This is a genomic window from Diplocloster modestus (assembly GCF_019042245.1).
GTDB classification, from domain to species: Bacteria; Bacillota; Clostridia; order Lachnospirales; family Lachnospiraceae; genus Diplocloster; species Diplocloster modestus.
Genome location: NZ_JAHQCX010000018.1, coordinates 91,642 through 111,273 on the forward strand (window position 1 = coordinate 91,642; position 19,632 = coordinate 111,273).

18 protein-coding genes are annotated in these 19,632 nt (G+C 46.9%); 6 read left to right on the forward strand and 12 right to left on the reverse strand.

Features of this window, described 5'->3' with window-relative positions; genetic code table 11:
• Positions 1 to 3: 3 nt before the first annotated feature.
• The 7 genes from rsmI to KTH90_RS20410 form a co-directional block, all read right to left on the reverse strand.
• Positions 4 to 864 (reverse strand): 16S rRNA (cytidine(1402)-2'-O)-methyltransferase, encoded by an 861-nt coding sequence (gene rsmI / locus KTH90_RS20380; RefSeq protein ID WP_158351324.1) that lies wholly within the window; start codon positions 862 to 864, stop codon positions 4 to 6.
• Positions 865 to 911: 47 nt separating this feature from the next.
• A complete protein-coding gene (locus KTH90_RS20385) occupies positions 912 to 1,649 on the reverse strand; it encodes a tRNA1(Val) (adenine(37)-N6)-methyltransferase (RefSeq protein WP_238727400.1) in 738 nt (245 codons plus the stop codon).
• A 5-nt stretch (positions 1,650 to 1,654) separates the two neighbouring features.
• A complete protein-coding gene (locus KTH90_RS20390) occupies positions 1,655 to 2,566 on the reverse strand; it encodes a PSP1 domain-containing protein (RefSeq protein ID WP_158351325.1) in 912 nt (303 codons plus the stop codon).
• 1 nt (position 2,567) lies between these two features.
• The gene (gene holB, locus KTH90_RS20395; protein WP_158351326.1) at positions 2,568 to 3,557 is read right to left on the reverse strand and encodes a DNA polymerase III subunit delta'; all 990 of its coding nucleotides are present in this window, start codon (positions 3,555 to 3,557) and stop codon (positions 2,568 to 2,570) included.
• A gap of 88 nt (positions 3,558 to 3,645) precedes the next feature.
• Entirely contained in the window at positions 3,646 to 4,239 is a 594-nt protein-coding gene (locus tag KTH90_RS20400) for a nucleoside/nucleotide kinase family protein (protein ID WP_238727387.1), read from the reverse strand.
• A gap of 127 nt (positions 4,240 to 4,366) precedes the next feature.
• A complete protein-coding gene (locus KTH90_RS20405) occupies positions 4,367 to 4,774 on the reverse strand; it encodes an HI0074 family nucleotidyltransferase substrate-binding subunit (RefSeq protein ID WP_158351328.1) in 408 nt (135 codons plus the stop codon).
• The gene (locus KTH90_RS20410; protein WP_238727388.1) at positions 4,758 to 5,075 is read right to left on the reverse strand and encodes a nucleotidyltransferase domain-containing protein; all 318 of its coding nucleotides are present in this window, start codon (positions 5,073 to 5,075) and stop codon (positions 4,758 to 4,760) included. Before KTH90_RS20410 ends, KTH90_RS20405 begins: the two co-directional genes overlap by 17 nt.
• Before the next feature lie 513 nt (positions 5,076 to 5,588).
• On the opposite strand from KTH90_RS20410, the gene KTH90_RS20415 reads away from it, so the two are divergent.
• The 6 genes from KTH90_RS20415 to KTH90_RS20440 all read left to right on the forward strand — a co-directional run bounded on the left by KTH90_RS20415 (position 5,589) and on the right by KTH90_RS20440 (position 13,665).
• On the forward strand, positions 5,589 to 6,581 hold the full coding sequence (locus KTH90_RS20415; protein ID WP_238727389.1) for a LacI family DNA-binding transcriptional regulator: 993 nt from the start codon (positions 5,589 to 5,591) through the stop codon (positions 6,579 to 6,581).
• Positions 6,582 to 6,981: 400 nt separating this feature from the next.
• Positions 6,982 to 8,229 (forward strand): substrate-binding domain-containing protein, encoded by a 1,248-nt coding sequence (locus tag KTH90_RS20420; RefSeq protein WP_238727390.1) that lies wholly within the window; start codon positions 6,982 to 6,984, stop codon positions 8,227 to 8,229.
• A gap of 61 nt (positions 8,230 to 8,290) precedes the next feature.
• On the forward strand, positions 8,291 to 9,802 hold the full coding sequence (locus KTH90_RS20425; protein ID WP_238727391.1) for a sugar ABC transporter ATP-binding protein: 1,512 nt from the start codon (positions 8,291 to 8,293) through the stop codon (positions 9,800 to 9,802).
• Complete coding sequence (locus KTH90_RS20430; protein ID WP_238727392.1) at positions 9,780 to 10,745, forward strand: ABC transporter permease; 966 nt, start codon at positions 9,780 to 9,782, stop codon at positions 10,743 to 10,745. The genes KTH90_RS20425 and KTH90_RS20430 overlap by 23 nt, the downstream gene beginning before the upstream one ends.
• 106 nt (positions 10,746 to 10,851) lie before the next feature.
• On the forward strand, positions 10,852 to 12,174 hold the full coding sequence (locus tag KTH90_RS20435; RefSeq protein WP_158351333.1) for an ArgE/DapE family deacylase: 1,323 nt from the start codon (positions 10,852 to 10,854) through the stop codon (positions 12,172 to 12,174).
• A 66-nt stretch (positions 12,175 to 12,240) separates the two neighbouring features.
• Positions 12,241 to 13,665: an aminopeptidase P family N-terminal domain-containing protein gene (locus tag KTH90_RS20440; RefSeq protein WP_158351334.1), complete on the forward strand. Its 1,425-nt coding sequence runs from the start codon at positions 12,241 to 12,243 to the stop codon at positions 13,663 to 13,665.
• 138 nt (positions 13,666 to 13,803) lie between these two features.
• Here the strand turns inward: KTH90_RS20440 and KTH90_RS20445 are convergent, their stop codons facing one another.
• From KTH90_RS20445 to KTH90_RS24975, 5 genes are all read right to left on the reverse strand, one after another.
• Complete coding sequence (locus KTH90_RS20445; RefSeq protein WP_158351335.1) at positions 13,804 to 14,313, reverse strand: hypothetical protein; 510 nt, start codon at positions 14,311 to 14,313, stop codon at positions 13,804 to 13,806.
• A gap of 26 nt (positions 14,314 to 14,339) precedes the next feature.
• Complete coding sequence (locus KTH90_RS20450) at positions 14,340 to 15,077, reverse strand: HlyD family efflux transporter periplasmic adaptor subunit (RefSeq protein ID WP_238727393.1); 738 nt, start codon at positions 15,075 to 15,077, stop codon at positions 14,340 to 14,342.
• The gene (locus KTH90_RS20455; RefSeq protein WP_238727394.1) at positions 15,070 to 17,244 is read right to left on the reverse strand and encodes a peptidase domain-containing ABC transporter; all 2,175 of its coding nucleotides are present in this window, start codon (positions 17,242 to 17,244) and stop codon (positions 15,070 to 15,072) included. Before KTH90_RS20455 ends, KTH90_RS20450 begins: the two co-directional genes overlap by 8 nt.
• A 230-nt stretch (positions 17,245 to 17,474) precedes the next feature.
• Positions 17,475 to 18,212, reverse strand: a complete 738-nt coding sequence (locus KTH90_RS20460) for a LytR/AlgR family response regulator transcription factor (protein WP_158351338.1) — start codon at positions 18,210 to 18,212, stop codon at positions 17,475 to 17,477.
• A 484-nt stretch (positions 18,213 to 18,696) separates the two neighbouring features.
• The gene (locus KTH90_RS24975) at positions 18,697 to 18,831 is read right to left on the reverse strand and encodes a hypothetical protein (RefSeq protein ID WP_275061456.1); all 135 of its coding nucleotides are present in this window, start codon (positions 18,829 to 18,831) and stop codon (positions 18,697 to 18,699) included.
• Between the last annotated feature and the right edge of the window lie 801 nt (positions 18,832 to 19,632).

A 19,632-nucleotide genomic window follows, 5' to 3' on the forward strand; every position in this document is an offset into this window, starting at 1 on the left:
CCATTAGCGCTCTGCCTCCAGCAGTGCCTGATAGATGTCCCGCTTGGAAACGCCGCGGTCTTTTGCCACCTGCTTCATCGCTTCCTTACGTGGCATTCCCTGGCTTTCGTAGCGTGCCATATGCTCTTCCAGCGGCATCTCCTCCCACTGGCGGCGGCTTTCTTCCACCAGTTCCTGAGGGCTTCTTCCTTCCACCACGATCACACATTCCCCTTTTGGCTCCGTGCTTTCATAGTAAGCTGCGGCACCGGCCAAAGTGGTCCGAAAAGCGGTCTCATGCTTCTTTGTCAGCTCCCGCAGCACAGTCACATTCCGGTCCCCCAGCGCCTCCAGCAGTTCGTTCAGCGTGCGTACCAGGCGGTGGGGGGCTTCATACAGCACCACGGTCCTGGTCTCATCCGTCAGTTCACCCAGAATCCGCTGCCGCTCTTTTTTATCCATCGGAAGGAACGCTTCGAACGCAAACCGTCTCGTCGAAAGCCCCGACAAGGTGAGCGCTGTGACGCAGGCCGCAGGACCGGGCAAGGAGGTCACTTCGATGTCCGCCTCATAGCACATCCGGACCAGTTCTTCCCCGGGATCGGAGATCCCTGGCGTACCCGCGTCCGTAATCAGGGCAATATGGCTGCCGGCACTTAATTTTTCTATCAGAAGCCGGCCTTTCTCGATCTTATTGTATTCATGATAGCTGGTCATGGGGGTATGAATCTCGAAATGGTTCAGCAGCTTCCGGCTGTTCCTCGTGTCCTCGGCGGCGATCAGATCCACTTCTTTTAAGGTCCGCAGCACCCGGAAAGTGATATCCTCCAGATTGCCGATCGGGGTTGCGCAGAGATATAATTTGCCCCGTGTGGTCTGCTCCATCACGTTTCCCCCTTCCTGTTCCATAGAATATTATATTGCCTCTCATTCTAGTACCCGTAGATATCATAGATCTCGTCCGTGTAAACCCCCGGCTCCTTATATACGATCAGAGGTTTTTCCACCCGGATTCTTGAATTTCCTCCACGCAGCGCTTCGATCAATACCATATTCGGCTCCTTATCCACAAACGGGTAAACCAGACGCATCCGCTTGGGCTCCAGCCGGTAAGATACCAGCATAGTCATGATCTCAGCCAGACGGAACGGCCGGTGTACCAGATAGAACCGGCCGCCGGTACACAGTAACCGGGCGCTGGCCCGTATAATATCCTCCAGTGTACACAGCAGTTCATGTCTCGCTATGGCCTTGGGGGAATCCGGATTGACCAGTCCATGCTGTCCGATCATGTAGGGTGGATTGGATGTAATTACATCAAAAGAAGCAGCCTCGAACATCTCACCTGCCTCTTTGATATCACCGGTAATAATCTTGATTTTCTCATCCAGCCCGTTTAAGGCAACGCTGCGCCTGGCCATATCCGCGCTTTCCTCCTGGATCTCCAGGCCGGTAAAGTGCTTTCCTTTTGTCTTGGCCTCCAGAAGGATCGGGATAATCCCGTTTCCAGTTCCCAGATCCAGCGCGGTCTCCCCCTCTTTCACCGTGGCATATCCCGACAGCAGTACCGCGTCCATGCCAAAACAGAAGCGGGATGAATTCTGGATGATCCGGTAACCGTTCCGGTGGAGTTCATCCAGACGTTCCTGCTCTTTTAATTCAATCTTCATCGAACTCAATTATCATCATCCAGTTTGGACTTTCCTTCCTTTTTTTCCAAAGCTTCCAGGGCTTTTAGTTCTTTATCTGCTATGTTTATCTTCTCTTTTTTCCTCTTGGGTTTCGTTTTCAGTTCGTTTACTTTGTACTCGCGGATTTCTTTTTCATCGTTGACCTCCACGATCACCTTCACCTGCTGGCGCAGGACACTGACGCTTTGCACTTCACCGCGCAGGCCGTCATTGGTAGTGACATGGTCGCCGGGATTGGGCAGGCGGCTGTTCAGCTCCTCGTAGGTCTCTTCTTCATTCTTCAGACAGCACATCAGCCTTCCGCAGACGCCCGATATCTTCGTGGGATTCAGCGACAGGTTCTGTTCTTTGGCCATCTTGATGGACACCGGCACGAACTCTGAGAGGTAGCTGTTGCAGCACAGCGCCCTTCCGCAGATACCGACACCGCCCAGGATCTTGGTCTCATCCCGCACGCCGATCTGACGCAGTTCGATTCTGGTCTTGAACACACCGGCCAGATCCTTGACCAGCTCCCGGAAGTCGATCCTTCCATCCGCTGTAAAGTAAAACAGCACTTTATTGTTATCAAACGTGTATTCCACGTCGATCAGTTTCATCTCCAGGCCATGCTTCCGGATTTTTTCCATGCAGATGCCGAAGGCTTCTTTTTCTTTTTTGCGGTTACGCTCCTCCGCGGCGTCATCCTTGGCGGACGCCAGCCGGATCACAGGTTTTAGCGGCTGCACCACTTTTTCCTCTTCCACTTCCTTCGGCCCCAGAACCACTGTCCCGTATTCTACACCCCGGGCTGTCTCTACGATCACGTGATCTCCCATTTTGATGGTCATCTTCAGCGGATCGAAGAAATATACTTTGCCCGCCTTGCGAAATCTCACGCCTATCACATTTCTCATGTCAGTTCTCCTTTATCGTCAGCAGCAATAATTCCATTGCCAGCTCAAAATTCACATTGGCTTTCAGACGGGCCTTCGTCTTGTCCAGCTGCTCCAGAATCGTCTCGATTCCTTCATAAGAGCTCTTATCCGCCTGCTGCCGTATATAGTTGATATGTTCCTTAAAAATCAGCGGATTCATATCTTTTGTTGCCTTGAACAGCAGCACATCCCGGTACCATACCATCAGAATATCCAGATAATCATTGATATCCATCCGGTAATCCGTGATCTGCTTTAACGCGCTGATGATCTCGTACAGCTCCATCTCGTGGATATGCTGCAGCAGATGCAGTGCCGCATCCTTGATCTCATTAAAATTCTCCGACGTGGCCAGCTTTACCGCACGCCCCACATTCCCCTGGGCGAACGAAAGGCTCAGATCCGCTTTATAATCCGGCACCTGCAATTGTTCCATCAGATACTTCCGGATCTTCTCATCCGCCACCGGTTTTAAATTCAGCGTCACGCATCTGGACAGAATCGTGGGCAAAAGCCTGTCCGCGCTCTCCGCCAACAGGATCAGAATCCCATAGCCCGGCGGTTCCTCGATGGTTTTCAATAAGGCGTTCTGGGCCTGTACGGTCATCTTCTCCGCCTCATCGATAATGTATATTTTATAAGGGCTGCTGTAAGGTTTCACCTGAATATCCCCGTTTACCTGGGTACGGATATCCTCCACGCCGATGGAATTCGGCTTCTCGTGGGTAACCCATATGATATCCGGCTGGTTCTTTCCCGCGGCCTGGATGCAGGAATGGCATTCCATGCACGGATTCATTCCACCCTTCTCGCATTGCAGTGTCTGGGCAAAGATCCCGGCCAGCAGCTTCTTCCCCGCCCCCTCCTCCGCGCAGAACAGATAGGCGTGGGATATTTTATTTAGTTCTATTGCACGCTGGAGATGATCGATGATCTGTTCATGTCCAACTACATCCTGAAATCCTGCCATAAGCTTTTTTCCTTTTTTGAATGAATTGCTCCCGGTTATTCAGATTACGCGGTCCCGATCCAGATCAGGCCGCGCCCAGTGCAATTAATTATATCATAATCTCTTTTGAAATAAAAGTTTTTATGTGGTTGATGCACTCCGGAAGTTCCTGGTTCTCAAAACGATAGCCGATTCCCAGTTTTTCCAGTTTATCTTCGGCGAAATCCTCACTGTCCGCCAGGAAACGGCGGCACATTTCCGCGTATTTGGGTTCCTTTTGTCTGCGCTCCCGATCCAGGGCCCGCTGCAGGCGCACGCCGTCTTCCACTTCTATATAAATCGGGATCACCCGGCCTGCTCCAAAGTAATCTCTCATTTTCTCATAGGAGACCAGCGTTCCGATTACCGCATAATTATACGCGGCCAGCTGGATCTGTTCATCATTCACCGTAAAATATTTCCAGACCCCGTGTACCGTACTGTAGGCCCGCAGCTCTATGATCTTCCCGTCCGCCAGCAGATGCTCCAGCTCTTCCTCACTGGAAAAATAATATTCTATTCCGTCCGTCTCGCCTTCGCGGATCGGTCGGGTTGTGTACAGGACAATTGTTTTTAACTGTAACTTTTCATCGGATACCAGATCCTTGTATATCGTATCCTTTCCGGATGAGCTCTTTCCCATCAGATAAAATATTTTCCCCATTGGCACCTCGTATCGTTGATTGGCGGCCTGAAAGCACTTTTTCTGCCTATCTTATCTTTTTATACATGATACTCTATACGGAGTCTTTTTGTCAAAGCATGCCTTATTTGTTATGTTGCTGTATGTGTTACAGGTTTTGGAAATCCTCCTGCCAATTCTTTTTCACTTCCTCCCGAAAGTTTTCGAACATATGAAAATAGTCTGCTTTGACCGCTTTCAAAATATCAAGCGCAACTGACTTATTATAAGCATGAGCTACATTATTCCGGCTCATCAGAGCCCCCAGCCATAGCTGTTCATCCTTGATCAGCCCCGCTTTAAAAGCAGTTTTCAAGATCTGTCGCGGTGAACCTGTAGCACTTTCCTCATATCCGTACCGTTCCAGTATCTCTTTCATAGCCTTCCACGCCTGTTCAAAACAAATCTCATACAAAGCCACCAGCCCGGTCAGAACTACATTATCATATGGTTCCTCGTATAGAAAGACATCACTTAAGTTCTGCAATGCCCTGCAAAAATTATCGTATTTTTTCATATAGCAATCTCCCCTCTTTCTGAATCTCCACTGTAAGTTCTTCCTGGACACTTTTATCCAAATTCACTACATCATATTCCAGAAGGGTATCCGTCTCCTCATCCACCGCCAGAGTAAAGCCGATCACATCACCGCCGGTAACTGCCAGGTCGATGTCACTCACCCTTTTATAATCCCCTCTGGCTCTTGAGCCAAACAAAATGACCTTTCCAATATTATATTTTTGGGCCAATTGTGTAATCTGGCTCAGTACTGTGGGATTGATCCCCGTATCAGACATATCTTTCATGCTGCTATTCATGTCCGCCCTCCTTTTTATTCTTAGGATGTATTCCGCTCTTTTGATTGCAGCCCGCTCTTTTGTTTACATTATAGACAAATACGGTTTCTTCCACAACACTAAAATGGCACTATTTCTATAATTTTAGCTGCCGCCATCTTTTTCACGGTTAAAAATTTATACTTTACAGCATCCCTTAATACATGCCCTTCGGGCGGGTTCGCAGCATTCGCTGCTCAATAATGTATACCATTTCCGGCATCTCGTGATGCATGCCCTTCGGGCAGGGCGGCAGTATCGCTGCTCCATCAGGTATCGATTTATTTCAATACATTCCTGCGGATTCTTCAATATCCCTTTTAAATGAATGAATTATTTGATAAAATGAACCGAATGGAAAACTATTCCATTTATGTATCTAAAGTTTTTAATTAAAATTTTAGATAAAAACTCCTAAAAATTTATATATAAATTTTTACATTATTATTGACAAAAACTTTATATTAAAATATAATAAAATCAGAGGTGGAGAAAATGAAAGTCGGTATAAAAGAAATCAGTAACATTTCTGGCTTCTCGCAAGCCACGGTGTCAAACGTATTAAACGGAAAGGCCGGTGTCAACGAGGAAACCGCCGCAAAAATTATGGAAATCGCCAGATCTTCCGGATACTTTCAGTCAAAGAAATTCAAAAAAATCAGGCTTGTTTTATATAAAAAGCATGGGAATATTTTAGATGACACTCCGTTTTTTTCATTGTTATTTGAAGGCGTCGAGACCGGCTGCCGGGAAAATGGCCTGAAATTAGAAATGAATGTTTTAGATGAAAGCAAGCCCAACTTTGAAACAGAATTAAGGGAAATCACCCGGGATATATCATCCGGTATTCTGCTGGTCGCCACGGAGATGTGTGATGACAGCATCCGGAAATTCAGTCAGGCAGCATCTCCGCTGGTGGTCATCGATAACCGGTTTGATTTTATGCCATTCCACTCCGTTTCCACGGAAAACGAAAAGTCCGTATATTACGCAGTCAGGTACCTGATCGGCAATGGTCATCAGGAGATCGGCTTCATCAACAGCAAAGTGCCCATTTACAATTTCTACCGGCGGGAACAGGGATACCGCCAGGCACTGAAAGATTCCGGCCTGAACTCCAAACTACCGGCGGTCGAGCTGCATCCCGCCATGGAGGAAGCTTATCTGGATATGAAGAAATATCTGGAAACGAAACCAAAGCTTTGCAGCGCCTACTTTGTTGTAGACGATATGATCGCTCACGGTGTCATCAAGGCTTTGAAAGAAAGCGGTTATCACATACCAAGGGACGTATCACTGATCGGGTTCGATGATCTTCCCTACAGCGCCATCTCTTCGCCGTGCCTGTCCACCATCCGGGTGTTCAAGCAGGAGATGGGAAGAGTCGCGGTAAATATGCTGGTAAATAATATCGGTGTCGTGGGTACTACTTTGCACAGCGAGATCAGTACGGAATTTATGAATCGGGACAGCATCCGTTTACAGTGAAGCAGTGAAGCTGCCCGGCAGGGTATCCTTCAAGAGATGTTGTAAAGTATAAATTACGTTACATAGACAGGCATGTCTGAGAAATAAAGCGCGTGAAATAATTCTTCAGAGAAAGAAAAGGGAGGGAGCCACAAAGTTAACGACAATTGTATCTTTCGCAGGCCGCGATAGGCCAACAGAACTAGGAGGACGCTCATAGTTACTGATTTTTATACTCTTTTTTAGGAATTCCCATTTCGCAGTTAAAACCCTAGGAATCGTTTTTAAAGTTTAAGGCTTGATTAATCAAATGTAAACCAAAACTTCAAGCCAGAAGCACAACAGAATCAAGCAAAAACTTACAATTGTAATTGTTTGGTAACAAAACGTCGCTACGCCGACTATTATGGGAGGTAATTACATGATAAAACAAAAATTAACCAGTATCATTATGACAGCCGTTCTCCTCGGTCTGGTCTGTTTCACAGGATGTTCTTCTGAAAACAAAGGCTCTTCCACCCCTCCGGCTTCCACAGATACGCCGCAGGCCGTGCAGGATACTGCCGCCGCCCCCGCCAGCACCAGCGATTCCGCGGCTGCTCCGGCTGCCGCGGACGGCCAGACCGCCGATGGTACCATCCGGGTAGACGATAATCTTCCCGCGGATGTCGCCGCAAAGGAAGGCCCCAACGGAGAAACCCCTGAATCCGCTTCCCTCCTTCAGCTGACCCCCGAAGAAGCTGCCAAAATTAAGGAGGGTAACTACACCGCCGCGATCTGCTGGCATCAGGGTGGCGATACCTATATCACTAAGCACACCCAGTTTATCACCGAGATGCTTGAGGAAGTCGGAATCAAGGTAATCGCCGTCACCGATGCAGGGCTCAGCACAGAACAGCAGCTCTCCGATATTGAAACTGTTATGGCTATGAAACCGGATATTATCATCGGAGAACCGGTGGATGCGGTGGCCACCAGACAGGCCTGGCAGAAAGTCAGCGAAGCCGGTATCTCTCTTGTATTCATGGATGCCAGCGGTGACGGTATGAAAGCCGGTACGGACTATGTCAGCTGTGTCTCATCGGATAATTACGGCAACGGCGTGATAACCGCGGATCTGATGGCGCAGGCCATCGGAGAAGAAGGTGACGTAGGCATGTGTTACCGGAACGTGAACCTCTATCCGGTCGAGCAGAGAAAGCTCGGCTTCATGGATACCATGGAGTCCAAATATCCAAATATCAAGGTTGCAGAGGCCACTCCCTGTGAGACCGCAGCCGACTGTGAAGACGCCACCAATGCGATGCTGCTGAAGAATCCGAACCTGAAAGGCTCCTTTGGATGGTACGACGAACCCTGTATCGTCATCGCCGCTGCCGCCCGCTCCAACGGCCGCAATGATTTCGTCGTGACCGGCTGCGACCTGGGCGAAGACGTAGCGCTTGCTCTGGCACAGAATGATATCGTAACCGGCATCGCCGCACAGAGAATCAAGGCCCAGGCCAGAGCACTCGGTATCCTCGGCTGCTATGGATTACTGGAAAAACAGGCTCCGGAATTCGTCGCCGTTCCCGGCCTGGCGGTTACCCACGACAATGTGGCGGATGCATGGAGAGAATGTTACGGCGAAGAACCGTCTGCAGAAATTCTAAAAGCCATAGGACAATAAATGCCAATCCGGAAAATGGCCGGGGGACACCAGGCCATTTTCCATGAAAGAGGTGAGCAGGATGGCTGCAAAGAAACACACAGTTCTGGAAATGAAAAATATCTGCAAATCCTTTAGCGGAATCCAGGTACTGGAGCAAGTGAACTTTGAAGTATACGAAAATGAAATCGTCGCACTCATGGGCGGTAACGGGGCAGGGAAATCCACCCTGATGAAAATCCTGAACGGTGTCTACCGGTCTGATTCCGGGGAAATCTGTCTGGACGGAGAAACCATTGCCATTGATGGGGTCCTGGACGCCCGAAGTCACGGGATCGCTATGATATACCAGGAATTCAGCCTGATATCCACACTGACTGTCGCCCAGAATATATTTCTCACCAGAGAGCCACGAAATAAACTGGGTCTTGTGGATAACGAACTCTGTATTCAAAAATCCCAGGAAATTCTGAACACTCTGGGAATCGACATCAACCCCAAAGCCAAGGTAGAGGACTTAAGCGTAGGCTGCCGGCAAATCGTGGAGATCGCCAAAGCCCTCTCCACCAATGTCCGGATTTTGGTTATGGATGAGCCTACCTCCGCCCTGACCGAACATGAAACGGATATTTTATTCGGAATCATACGGCGTCTGGTAAAGACCGGCATATCCGTTATCTTCATCAGTCACAGGCTCAAAGAGATCTATCAGCTCTGTGACCGGATCACCGTACTCCGGGATGGGAAGATCGTTCTGGATGACGCCTGCACAAATATAGAGATGAATCAAGTGATCCAGTATATTGTCGGCTCCGATATGAATAAAAAATTCGAATGGATCCCCCGGACCTATCCCATCGACCAACCGCCCGTGCTGGAAGTAGCAAATCTAAAATATAAAAACCGGGTCAAAGATATAAGCTTCGCGCTGCATCCGTCCGAGATCCTGGGTATCGCAGGATTGATGGGAAGCGGACGCTCCGAGACGCTACTGTCCATCTTTGGTCTGCTGAAACCGGACGCCGGAGAGATTCTGGTGGATGGAAAGCCCTGCGTGATCCGGACCCCCTCCGACGCCATCGCCAAAGGAATCGCCCTGGTTCCGGAGTCAAGACGAGTCCAGGGTCTGGTCGTGGAACACAGCGTAAAAGAAAACGTCATCATTACGATCCTGGATCGTATAAAAAAAGGTATTCTTCTAAGTGAAAAAGAAGCAAACCGCCGGGTCAAAGACCAAATCTCCCTTCTGAACATCAAAACAGACGGCATCCATAAAAAAGTCCGCCTTCTGTCCGGCGGAAACCAGCAAAAAGTGGTCATCTCCAAATGGCTGGCCAATCAGTCCCGCATCCTGATGCTTGATGAACCCACCGTCGGTGTGGATATCGGCGCCAAGACAGAGATCATACATATCATCCGCCAGCTGGCGGACGAAGGACATTCCATACTGATCGTATCCAGTGAGCTGAACGAACTCCTGGCGATCGCCGACCGCATCCTCATCTTCAAGGATGGCCTGGTTATCAATGAAATGATGAGAAAAGAAATAACAAGTGAGGAGGTGCTGCAGCATGCAATCCAAGGGTATCAATAAGGCAAGTGTCATTCGCTTCCTCCGGGAATACACCATCTATGTCGCACTGGCCGTAGTCATCCTATTTTTTGCCATAACTTTAAGGGGGAAAGGATTCTTTACCCCCGGCAACGCATTAAACATTATCCGTCAGACCTCAGCCCTGGCCATTATGGGCGTAGGCCTTACCTTCGTCATCTGTACCGGAGGCATTGACTTGAGCATCGGTTCCATCGTAGGGCTGTCCAGCCTGCTAACCGCTCTTGCCATGCGTCAGGGCGCCAACGTCTTTCTGGCCTTTCTGGTGGGAATCGCGACAGGAGCCTTGGTTGGCGCGGTCAACGGCTTTTTATACTCCAAGTTAAAAATGCCCTCTTTTATCTCCACACTGGCCATGTCCGGTATTATCTACGGTATCGCGCTGCTTCCGACGGAGTCCTCTCCGGTTCCGATCGCCAACGACCTGTTCAATGAGATCTTTGGTTCCGGCGATATCGGCCCGATCCCTATTTTGATGATCTGGATGATCACCGCTGTTATTCTGGGCCACATCATGCTGCGCCATATGAAATACGGCCGGCAGGTATTGGCGGTGGGTGGTAATGAGATCTCAGCAAAATACAGCGGAATCAACACCGCAAAGATCAAATTCCAGGTCATGCTGGTCTGCGGGACCATGGCCGGTTTGGCGGGATGCCTCTACGCAGGCCGGATGCATACCGGCAGATGTACCTTTGGGGAGGGCGCGGAGACTCAGGTAATTGCCGGAGTCGTTCTGGGCGGCACGATCATGAACGGCGGAAAAGGTTCTATCATCGGAACTCTGGTCGGATCCATTCTGATCGGCATGATCTCCAACGGCCTGGTGATTATGGGGTTGAATGTCGCCCAGCAGGAAATTGTGCAGGGAATTATCATCATATTGGCGATCGCCTTCGGTTCTGCGCAGGAACGGGAAGCATAACCGGTTCCTGCAAAAATCGAATCGCTTTCCCGCTTCTGTTCAGAAGAGGTATCCCAGCGATAAAAAGTATCAGCATAAAACATAAAAATCAGAAAGGAACACAGCAATGGACAATAAGCAAAAGGTAATGCAATGGATCGACGATCACCAGGAGGAAATCACTTGTTTCTTACAGGAGCTGATTCGAACCCCATCCGTTAATCCGTACTTTGAGGATAACCCGGGTGAGGCCAGGGAAGGCCGGGTGCAGCAGGTCATGAAAGCTCATATGGAAAAGCTCGGCGCCGATATCGACATGTGGGAACCGGATACCAAGGGCCTGGCAAAATATGAGGGCTATCCCGGCTATTCCAGTGACTTCGATGAGACCGACAGACCCAACATGGTAGCTACCGTTAAGGGTTCCGGAAACGGCAAAAATCTGGTCCTCATGGGGCATATCGACACCGTTGCCAAGGGAACCGAATGGACACACGATCCCTTCAGCGGTGAACTGGAGAATGGAAATATCTACGGAAGAGGCGCAGTCGACATGAAAGGCGGTATCGCCGCCATGACTATGGCTGTAGACGCCATCGTCCGATCCGGAATCACATTGGCCGGTGATGTATCGGTGGCCACTGTCGTGGCCGAAGAAACCCCGGGAATCGGGACACTTGCATATGTGGAGCGCGGCTACCGGCCCGACGCCTGTATTATGACCGAGGCCACCGAACTGAAGGTCGCCCCCCTGTGCCGCGGAGTCATCTGGGGAAAATTAACCGTCGAGGGCCGCAGCGGCCACATCGAACTGCCCCGGCAGAACTGGCGGGACGGCGGCGCCGTGGACGCCATCAAAAAGGCACGGATATTCCTGGATCACTTTGATCATCTGAATGAAGAATGGACGATCACCAAAACGCATCCGTTACTTAAGGTGCCCTGCCAGATCTATGTGGGAAAAGTCGTAATGGGTGAATTCATCTCCACCTACGCCAACAAAGCAGAGATCTACTTCGACGCCACCTATCTTCCCCGGGAGCGGGACGAATTCGGAGGCGGCCACCTGGTCATGAAAGAAATCGAGGATCTCATTCACGGCGTATGTGAATCCGATCCGTGGCTAAAGGAACATCCTCCTGTGCTGGAATGGCAGATTAATGCGGACTGCGGTGAAACCGACGCACAGCACCCGTTTATCAAAACCATGCAGAACAGCCTGGAAGAACTAAAGATTCCCCCCGTACTGGAAGGCTGCTATTTTCACACCGACATGGGATGGGTGGAGAAGGCCGGCATCCCCATCGTAAACTTCGGTCCCGGGGACCCCAGGGACGCTCACAGCAGCGACGAAAAATGTCCGGTTGAAGACCTGATTCAGGCCACTAAAACCATTGCGCTCACTATTCTGGACTGGTGCAGGACAACTTCTGACGCATCGCTTCATTGATATACCCAAGCTAACTGTATCAATACTATTTGTGCTGCCGGCAAAGGCGGCGGAATGGAGATTATCATGAATCAGAAACTGAAAATCACCACCCCGGATCAAATTCATTACGGCCCGGTCACCATGCCGGACTCGATCCGGCTGGCCGATCTGCCGGAAATACCGGCGTCCGTCTATCAAAAGCGGCTGGATACCCTGCTGCCTATCATGAATGCGAAAGGACTGGATGCTCTGCTGATCTACGCCGATCGGGAACATTTCCAGAATTTTGAATACCTGTATGGGTTTGAACCACGTTTTGAAGAGGGAATCGCGGTTATTCACCGGGACGGTACCTGCTATGCCATCCTGGGAAATGAGTGCCTCCCCCTCACGGAAATTGCGAAAATAAAAGTAATCCCTATACTATGCCAGCTAATGTCCATGCCCGGACAGCCCATGTCCGAGGCCTGCGATCTGGCGGACAGCTTTCGCGCCAGCGGGCTGGCATCCGGTAACCGTGTGGGTGTGATAGGGTGGAAATTGTTTCCGGAGCAGCTTGCCGCAGAACAATATTATGATCTTCCCCACTACATGGTGACACAACTGCAGACCGTACTGGGTCCAAACGGTACCATTCTGGGATGCAGCTCTATGTTCATCGCACCCGGTACAGGCATCCGTAACTTCGCCGAGCCGGAGCAGATAGCCGCTTTCGAATATGCGTCTACCACAGTATCCGCGGGTATGCTGGATGCGATGGAAGCCATCGCTGCGGGCAGATCCGAGCTGGAAATTGGCAGTTATTTGAATCCCAGCGGTCTTCCACTGAGCTGTCACACGAACGTATCCGCAGGATCCCGCACAAAAACCGGCCTGGTAAGCCCTAGTTCCAACCTCCTGAAAACCGGAGATCCCATGACATTCTGCTGGGGTATGCGGGGCGCCCTCTCCTGCCGGGCCGGATATGTAGCCAATAGCGCGGCAGATCTTCCGGAAAATGCCAAAGATTATATGGAAGTAATCGTAAAACCCTATTTTGCCGCCGCGGTTTCATGGTATGAAAATATCGGCCTCGGTATAAAGGGCAGAGAAATATACGAAATGATTCAGGAACTCTTTCCGAAAGAAATATATGGATGGGTGTTAAATCCAGGGCACTGCCTGTCATCGGAAGAATGGATAAACTCCCCGATCTATAGAGGCTCCGAACATGAATTTAAAAGCGGACAGTTTGTACAGCTGGACATCATTCCCTCTCCGAAGATCCCCTACTACACCAGCAATATCGAGGACGGCATCCTGCTGGCCGACGAATCCCTGCGGCTTATACTGAAAGAGACATATCCTGATATGTGGACCCGTATTCAAAAGCGCAAAGTTTTTATGAAAAATGTGTTGGGGATTACTCTGAAAGAAGAAGTTCTACCGCTATATGAAACCCAGGGAATCCTGAACCCCTATTTATTAAATAAAGGTTTCTGCCTGCAGGCAAACCGCACATACCCGTAACTCCTCCGTCAGGAAAGCGGCCGTCAACCACTAAAAACGCCAAAAGACCAAAAGGGGACATGTCCAAATCGGTTTGGGACATGTCCATTTCAGTTTGGACATGTCCCAAACCGATTTGGACATGTCCCCTTTCATACTCTACCAGAACCAATACCTCTTTTTAATCAGAAGGTATACCAGCAGTAAAACAGCCGCGGCTCCGCCCAAACCCGCGAACACCACATCGGGAACCGTACTCTCTGTCATGTCCAGCTGCGAAAACAGATAGCTTCCGCCTTCATCGATGGTTATCTCTCCGTTCTCCCGATCCACCATTCTCATAAATTCATACCGGTCTTTTTCTTCCAAATAGATATAACCATTATAATCCGTCAATTGGATTTCCTGATCATTATTGAAACGCAGATGGATTGGTCCGGGCAGTTCTCTGCCGTCATTTACAGCCAACAGATATCCATTCTCATTTTCAACAATCTGATAATTCAAGTCCACCTCATGGTTGGGATTCAGGATTTCGGATCCGTCAATCCGTACCTGATATTCCTTCCCCCGGATAATCAGGGTGTCACCGCTGTTATTCAGAGCCTTCAGCAGATATTTGTCCAGGTAATTCAGATCCTTCAGTTCTCTGTAAATGACATGATCCAATCGATTCACCTTCTTTGATTACGAATTTAAAATAGAATTCCCAGCTGGCTTTTCAGATAATCCAGATAACTCATCTGCGCATATTTTATTCTGGTTTCCACCAGCATCCCATTCATCAGGTTTACTTTTTCACCCGCATTACTTAGAAGATAGTAGCGATCGGGTATGATATGGATTCTAAAAAAAGCGCTGGCCGTCTGGTAGTCGATCGTAGCATCGCTGTCTATGGACTCGACCGCTCCATAAAGACAACCGTAAGTGCTCTGAGACAGCCCCTTCACAATGATCTGTACCTCGTCCCCTTTTTGAATCCTGGGTCTGTCCTTGGCCCCGATCCGGCTCACGATCACATAACTGTCTCTTTCATTATTAATGCTGCCCAGCTCTTCCCCTTTGAGAATCTGAGACCCCGTCTGATAATCCTTATTCAGATGGATAATACCCGATTCCAGCGCCCGCTGTGGTTCCGTTTTATCTTTCAGGTAAAACAACGCATCTCCCCGGTCTACATAACTCCCCTCTTTTACCAGAAGATTTGCCATTTCCCCATATTCCTGGGCCAGTATGTATGTCTTATTTGCCCCCTGGACGATACCTTCCCCGTTGATTACCAGCATCCGGGGGAATACGGCCATCCAGATCCCCGTAACCGCCAGAGCAGCCATCACCACCACAATCAGCATATATCCGAACCGGGGGAATTTTGCCTGATATAACATGGCGCTGTCTGTTAAATCCTTCATTGTCCGTACTTGTCTACTCATCCGCACCAGCTCCTTTAAAGATTCCCTGCTGCATATTCCAGAGTTCGTAATACCGCCCTCTTCTCTCAAGCAGTTCATCGTGGGTCCCCCGCTCTATGATACTGCCTTCGTCCATCACCAGAATCTGGTCACAATCTTTAATCGTAGCCAGCCGATGTGCGATGATCAGCATGGATTTTTCTTTAAACTTGTTGTAAATCATATCAAAGATCAGGCTTTCCGCGCCAAAATCCAGATTGCTGGTAGCTTCATCCATAATATAAAAATTGCTGTCCTTTAAAAAAGCCCTGGCCAGAGCAAGCCTCTGTTTTTCCCCGCCGCTCAGACCATTTCCGGCCTCTTCCAGATAAGTATCATACTGTAACGGCAGCTTGCTGATGAATCCATCTGCATCCGCCTTTTTTGCCGCGGCCTTCACCTCTTCCCTGGTCGCGTCCATCTTCGTCACACGAATATTATCAAATACACTCCTGGAGAAGAGGGATAACTGTTGGGGTACATAAGACACAAGCTTTCGTAATGTTTCGACACGTATCTCACGCAAATCCATTCCATCAATTCGGATATCTCCTTCCTCTGGCTCGTAATATTTGAGCAGAAGCTTGGCAATGGTGGACTTACCGCTTCCGCTGCTGCCAACTACAGCCACCTTTTGACCTTTTCCTATATGGAAGGACACATCCTTGAGCACAGGTTTTCGGTTTCCATACCGAAATGTGAGATGATTCACACAAATATCCCCTTCCACGGTTTTCAAATCCTGAAAGTAACCGTCTTCCTGTTCCCTGTCGCAGTCCATAATTTCAGCCACACGCCGCATAGAAATCGAAGCTTCCTGAATCTGCAGCTGAAGTTTAGCCAACCGGTTAATGGGATCCATAAAATACACCGCTAATGTTCCAAATGCCATTAAAGATCCCAGCGTCAGCCCTCCCTGAATTACCATTTTTCCACCGAAATACATAAGTAAGAGATTCCCAACGGAAATAATCAGCAAAGACACATGCTCCTGTACATTGGAAAGCATATTTTCCTTCTTATTCATTCTAAGTGTCTTTATATATTCCCGTTCCACCTGTTGAAGCTCCAGATCCTCCGTAGCGTTCCCCTTAATGGTCTCGACGGCCTGCAGTCCCTCGATAATCTGGGAATTCAATACGGAAACCTGCTGCATCTGCTCCTCATTGATCCTGCGGTACGGTTCCTTAAATAAGACCACCAGCATAAGTTCAATCAACACAAGAAGCGCAATCAGGAAAAACAGTTCCGGGTTCATAAAATAAAGGATGATACCGGTAATCACTGCCAGCGAAATATCCATGATCAGCGTCAGCGCCACATTGGTAAACATATTTTTAATGGTAAAGGCATCATTGAACCTGGTAATGATATCACCGGTCCGGCGTGCCGCGAAGAACTTCATCGGCAGTTTATAGACATGCTGAAAATATCCCAGAATCAATGGGATATCAATTTTCTGCGACAGATAGATCATCATCCATTCCCTGATAAAACTGACAGCCACCTGCGTGAACTGCAGCGTGATAAAGATCAGAACCAGGATCACCAGGGACTGATCCAGTTCATAGGGAAGGATCTCATCCAGCAATATTTTATTAAATAGTGAAGATATAATACCTAAGACAGTAATTACAAAAGAGGCCAATATAGAATAGAGAAATAATTTTTTCTGAGGCAGTAAAAGCTTCAGGAAACGAGACCACAGACTGCTTCCCTTCTCCTTCCCGCCCGAGAAACCTTCCGCCGGCTTGATCAGCAGCATGTTCCCCGTAAACATCTCCAGAAACTCAGCTACCGGCATACGCATCAGATCTTTTGCCGGGTCCCCGATCACTACTTCCGTTTTAGATTTTTTAAATACGACTACAAAGTGATAAATGCCTTCCTTCGTCATCACATGGGCAATACAGGGCAGAGTAAACGGCACGAAGAATCCCCCTTCTTCCACTCTTACCGCCTGGCTTGCGAAGCCCAGCTCCTTTGCCGCTTTACTCAAACCGATCAGGTTCGTTCCCTTGATATCCGTACCCATGAGATCCCGCAGCTTCGTCACTGTGGTTTCTTTTTTGTAATACAGGCATATCATGGCGAGACAAGCGGCAGCACAATCCGTGCTGTCCAGTTGTTTGACAAAATTATATCTCATACCCCAAACCTCTTCTACATTATCCTTTTGTGTCATTTTACATGTTTCGACAAGCGCTGCTAACTAACCGGGGATATAATGTCGAAAAAGAGTGGCTAAAAGCTATTTTTTTAACAACAACCTCAAATTTTGTACATTTTATACAAATTCTGACTTTCTTATTACAATATGTATTATGGCTATTTTAATTCTGAAATCATTTCCTATTATATTTACAGGTTCATGATATCTTAGATGTAAGCCTTTCTCTTATAATACAGTTTCTTTACTTCCGCTGATTTTCTTTTACTAACAGGTACATTCTCCCTTTGTTTATTAAACTCCAACTCAATCCATTCGTCCGCTATATTCTTAATAAACCGGGTATTCACGATAATTCCTCTATAGACCTCCACAAAATACCTCTCATCCAAAATCTGCTGTGCGTATTTCATCGTCTGATACCAGATATATTCCTTACCGGATACCATCAGGATCTGAATCGTATTGCGGAATTTGGAAAGGCGGACGATCTTATTCATATCTATTTGAACGTTTTCATACTGTGTTGTAATCGTAATCAGATTCTCCTTATGGCTGGTCCTGATATCGTGCACAATAGAATAAGCCCTCCCCATAATTCTGAACAGTTTATCCTTTTGCACCGGTTTCAGGATATAGCCGATCGCTTCTACCTCACAGGCATCGTATGTAAAACCTTCGTAATTTGTAACAAATATAATCACCAGATTCGGATCCTTCTTCCGGACAATCTTGGCCGCACCGATTCCATTCATTCTGGGCATATCGACATCCAGCAAAGCCACGTCATACTTCACCTGCATCGCCGCCGAGATAAATTCTAAACCGTCATGGAAAATATCGATCTGCGTCTTAATATCCTTCCCCAGTGAAAATTCCTTAATCAGCTTCAAAATTTCCATATTATGAATCTCAGAATCATCGCAAACAGCTATTCTGTATACCATCCCTGCCGCTCCCCCAATATTTTCTAATTCTATGCATCATTATAACACGGGAACCCCCCGGTGCAAGCGGAAAATTAGGGAGGGGACTGGCTCCTTGCGTCAGATGACCCTAACGGCAGATACAAAAGGCGCAAGGTGCCTGTCCCAGGATGCCGGCTTCTCGCCGTCCACTTTGCTCCTTTTTCGGATATCTTTGTTTTTCTGCAAAAAAATGTCCCGAAAGTATTGTTTGCAGCGGATACTTTCGAGACATGGGAGCAAAATTTAGAAGTTGGCTTTGTTATATTCAGTAGTAATCCAAATATATTTTAATTAAAATGAATAATTTATTTCACATAAACAGTCTCTATAATTCTTAACGTTACTTTTTTAGGTAAAAACTATTGTTCATAAATGAGTAATAATTGTCGGAGTTATATATATTCTTTATAAATTTTTAGTCCCTAAAGTAAATATACTCTACTTTTGGGACTAAAATTTAGAATTATTTCCTGAAGTGATTTATGATATCAATCAAAATATCGAATGCTCCACCACCTGAAATTTCAATAGTTTCATTTTCACTTAAAACAGTAAACTTTTTGTTTTCTAATTCTTTAAAATCCTTTTTGTTTATCATCTTTTACGCCTCCTTTTTTGCTAATATATCATGCACTTTTAAGGAATTCTATAAATTAAGTATTTATTCGAATTATTAAAGGTTTAAATAACCTTTTTATATATATTGACAATTTCTATGTTATAATATTTAAAAAATTAAAGGGGAAAATGATGTGTATTGGATTGAATATTTAACTCTTATATTAAGTGCTATTTTAGACTTCCTGCTTTTGTTTATTGTAGCCGATACTTTTATGTTACCTAAATTTACGAAACTCAAATCATACATATTGTTCGGTTTAACCATTGTATTATTGGTTATAATAAATATCTTCTTGAATGCATCTTATTTAGTTGATATTTTGACAGTATTCATCTTCACTATTTATCTATTTTATTATTTTAAAGGTAGTATTTTATATAAAATAAAACTACTAATATTAACGATATTAGCAATCAATGTTATTATGTCTATTGTAAATTTTTCTTTAGAATTTTTTATGAAATGGTCCTATATAGTTTTATCAAATAACATTATATACATATATTTACAAAAGTTTATAGACTATATAGTAGTAATAGTTGTATTGAATTTGATATTATCAAGATTAAAAAATAGGTGTTTAAACAACAAAAATTACATATTCACCGTTCTTATATTAATGTTTTTAAATATTACAGTATTACTTTCAACTTTTGATTTCTATGCTAAGGCTGATTATTCAAAAGAATCTTTCGAAACTTTAATATTAATAATTATTATCGCTAATTTCTTAGTCATAATGATTACTTTATTACTCTTCAACCGCCTCCAGGCCCA

Bases quoted from the DNA above. Each gene is read 5' to 3' on its own strand.
- rsmI (WP_158351324.1), bottom strand. From the start codon at position 864: ATGGAGCAGACCACACGGGGCAAATTATATCTCTGCGCAACCCCGATC.
- KTH90_RS20385 (WP_238727400.1), bottom strand. From the start codon at position 1,649: ATGAAGATTGAATTAAAAGAGCAGGAACGTCTGGATGAACTCCACCGG.
- KTH90_RS20390 (WP_158351325.1), bottom strand. From the start codon at position 2,566: ATGAGAAATGTGATAGGCGTGAGATTTCGCAAGGCGGGCAAAGTATAT.
- holB (WP_158351326.1), bottom strand. From the start codon at position 3,557: ATGGCAGGATTTCAGGATGTAGTTGGACATGAACAGATCATCGATCAT.
- KTH90_RS20400 (WP_238727387.1), bottom strand. From the start codon at position 4,239: ATGGGGAAAATATTTTATCTGATGGGAAAGAGCTCATCCGGAAAGGAT.
- KTH90_RS20405 (WP_158351328.1), bottom strand. From the start codon at position 4,774: ATGAAAAAATACGATAATTTTTGCAGGGCATTGCAGAACTTAAGTGAT.
- KTH90_RS20410 (WP_238727388.1), bottom strand. From the start codon at position 5,075: ATGAATAGCAGCATGAAAGATATGTCTGATACGGGGATCAATCCCACA.
- KTH90_RS20415 (WP_238727389.1), top strand. From the start codon at position 5,589: ATGAAAGTCGGTATAAAAGAAATCAGTAACATTTCTGGCTTCTCGCAA.
- KTH90_RS20420 (WP_238727390.1), top strand. From the start codon at position 6,982: ATGATAAAACAAAAATTAACCAGTATCATTATGACAGCCGTTCTCCTC.
- KTH90_RS20425 (WP_238727391.1), top strand. From the start codon at position 8,291: ATGGCTGCAAAGAAACACACAGTTCTGGAAATGAAAAATATCTGCAAA.
- KTH90_RS20430 (WP_238727392.1), top strand. From the start codon at position 9,780: ATGCAATCCAAGGGTATCAATAAGGCAAGTGTCATTCGCTTCCTCCGG.
- KTH90_RS20435 (WP_158351333.1), top strand. From the start codon at position 10,852: ATGGACAATAAGCAAAAGGTAATGCAATGGATCGACGATCACCAGGAG.
- KTH90_RS20440 (WP_158351334.1), top strand. From the start codon at position 12,241: ATGAATCAGAAACTGAAAATCACCACCCCGGATCAAATTCATTACGGC.
- KTH90_RS20450 (WP_238727393.1), bottom strand. From the start codon at position 15,077: ATGAGTAGACAAGTACGGACAATGAAGGATTTAACAGACAGCGCCATG.
- KTH90_RS20455 (WP_238727394.1), bottom strand. From the start codon at position 17,244: ATGAGATATAATTTTGTCAAACAACTGGACAGCACGGATTGTGCTGCC.
- KTH90_RS20460 (WP_158351338.1), bottom strand. From the start codon at position 18,212: ATGGTATACAGAATAGCTGTTTGCGATGATTCTGAGATTCATAATATG.
- KTH90_RS24975 (WP_275061456.1), bottom strand. From the start codon at position 18,831: ATGATAAACAAAAAGGATTTTAAAGAATTAGAAAACAAAAAGTTTACT.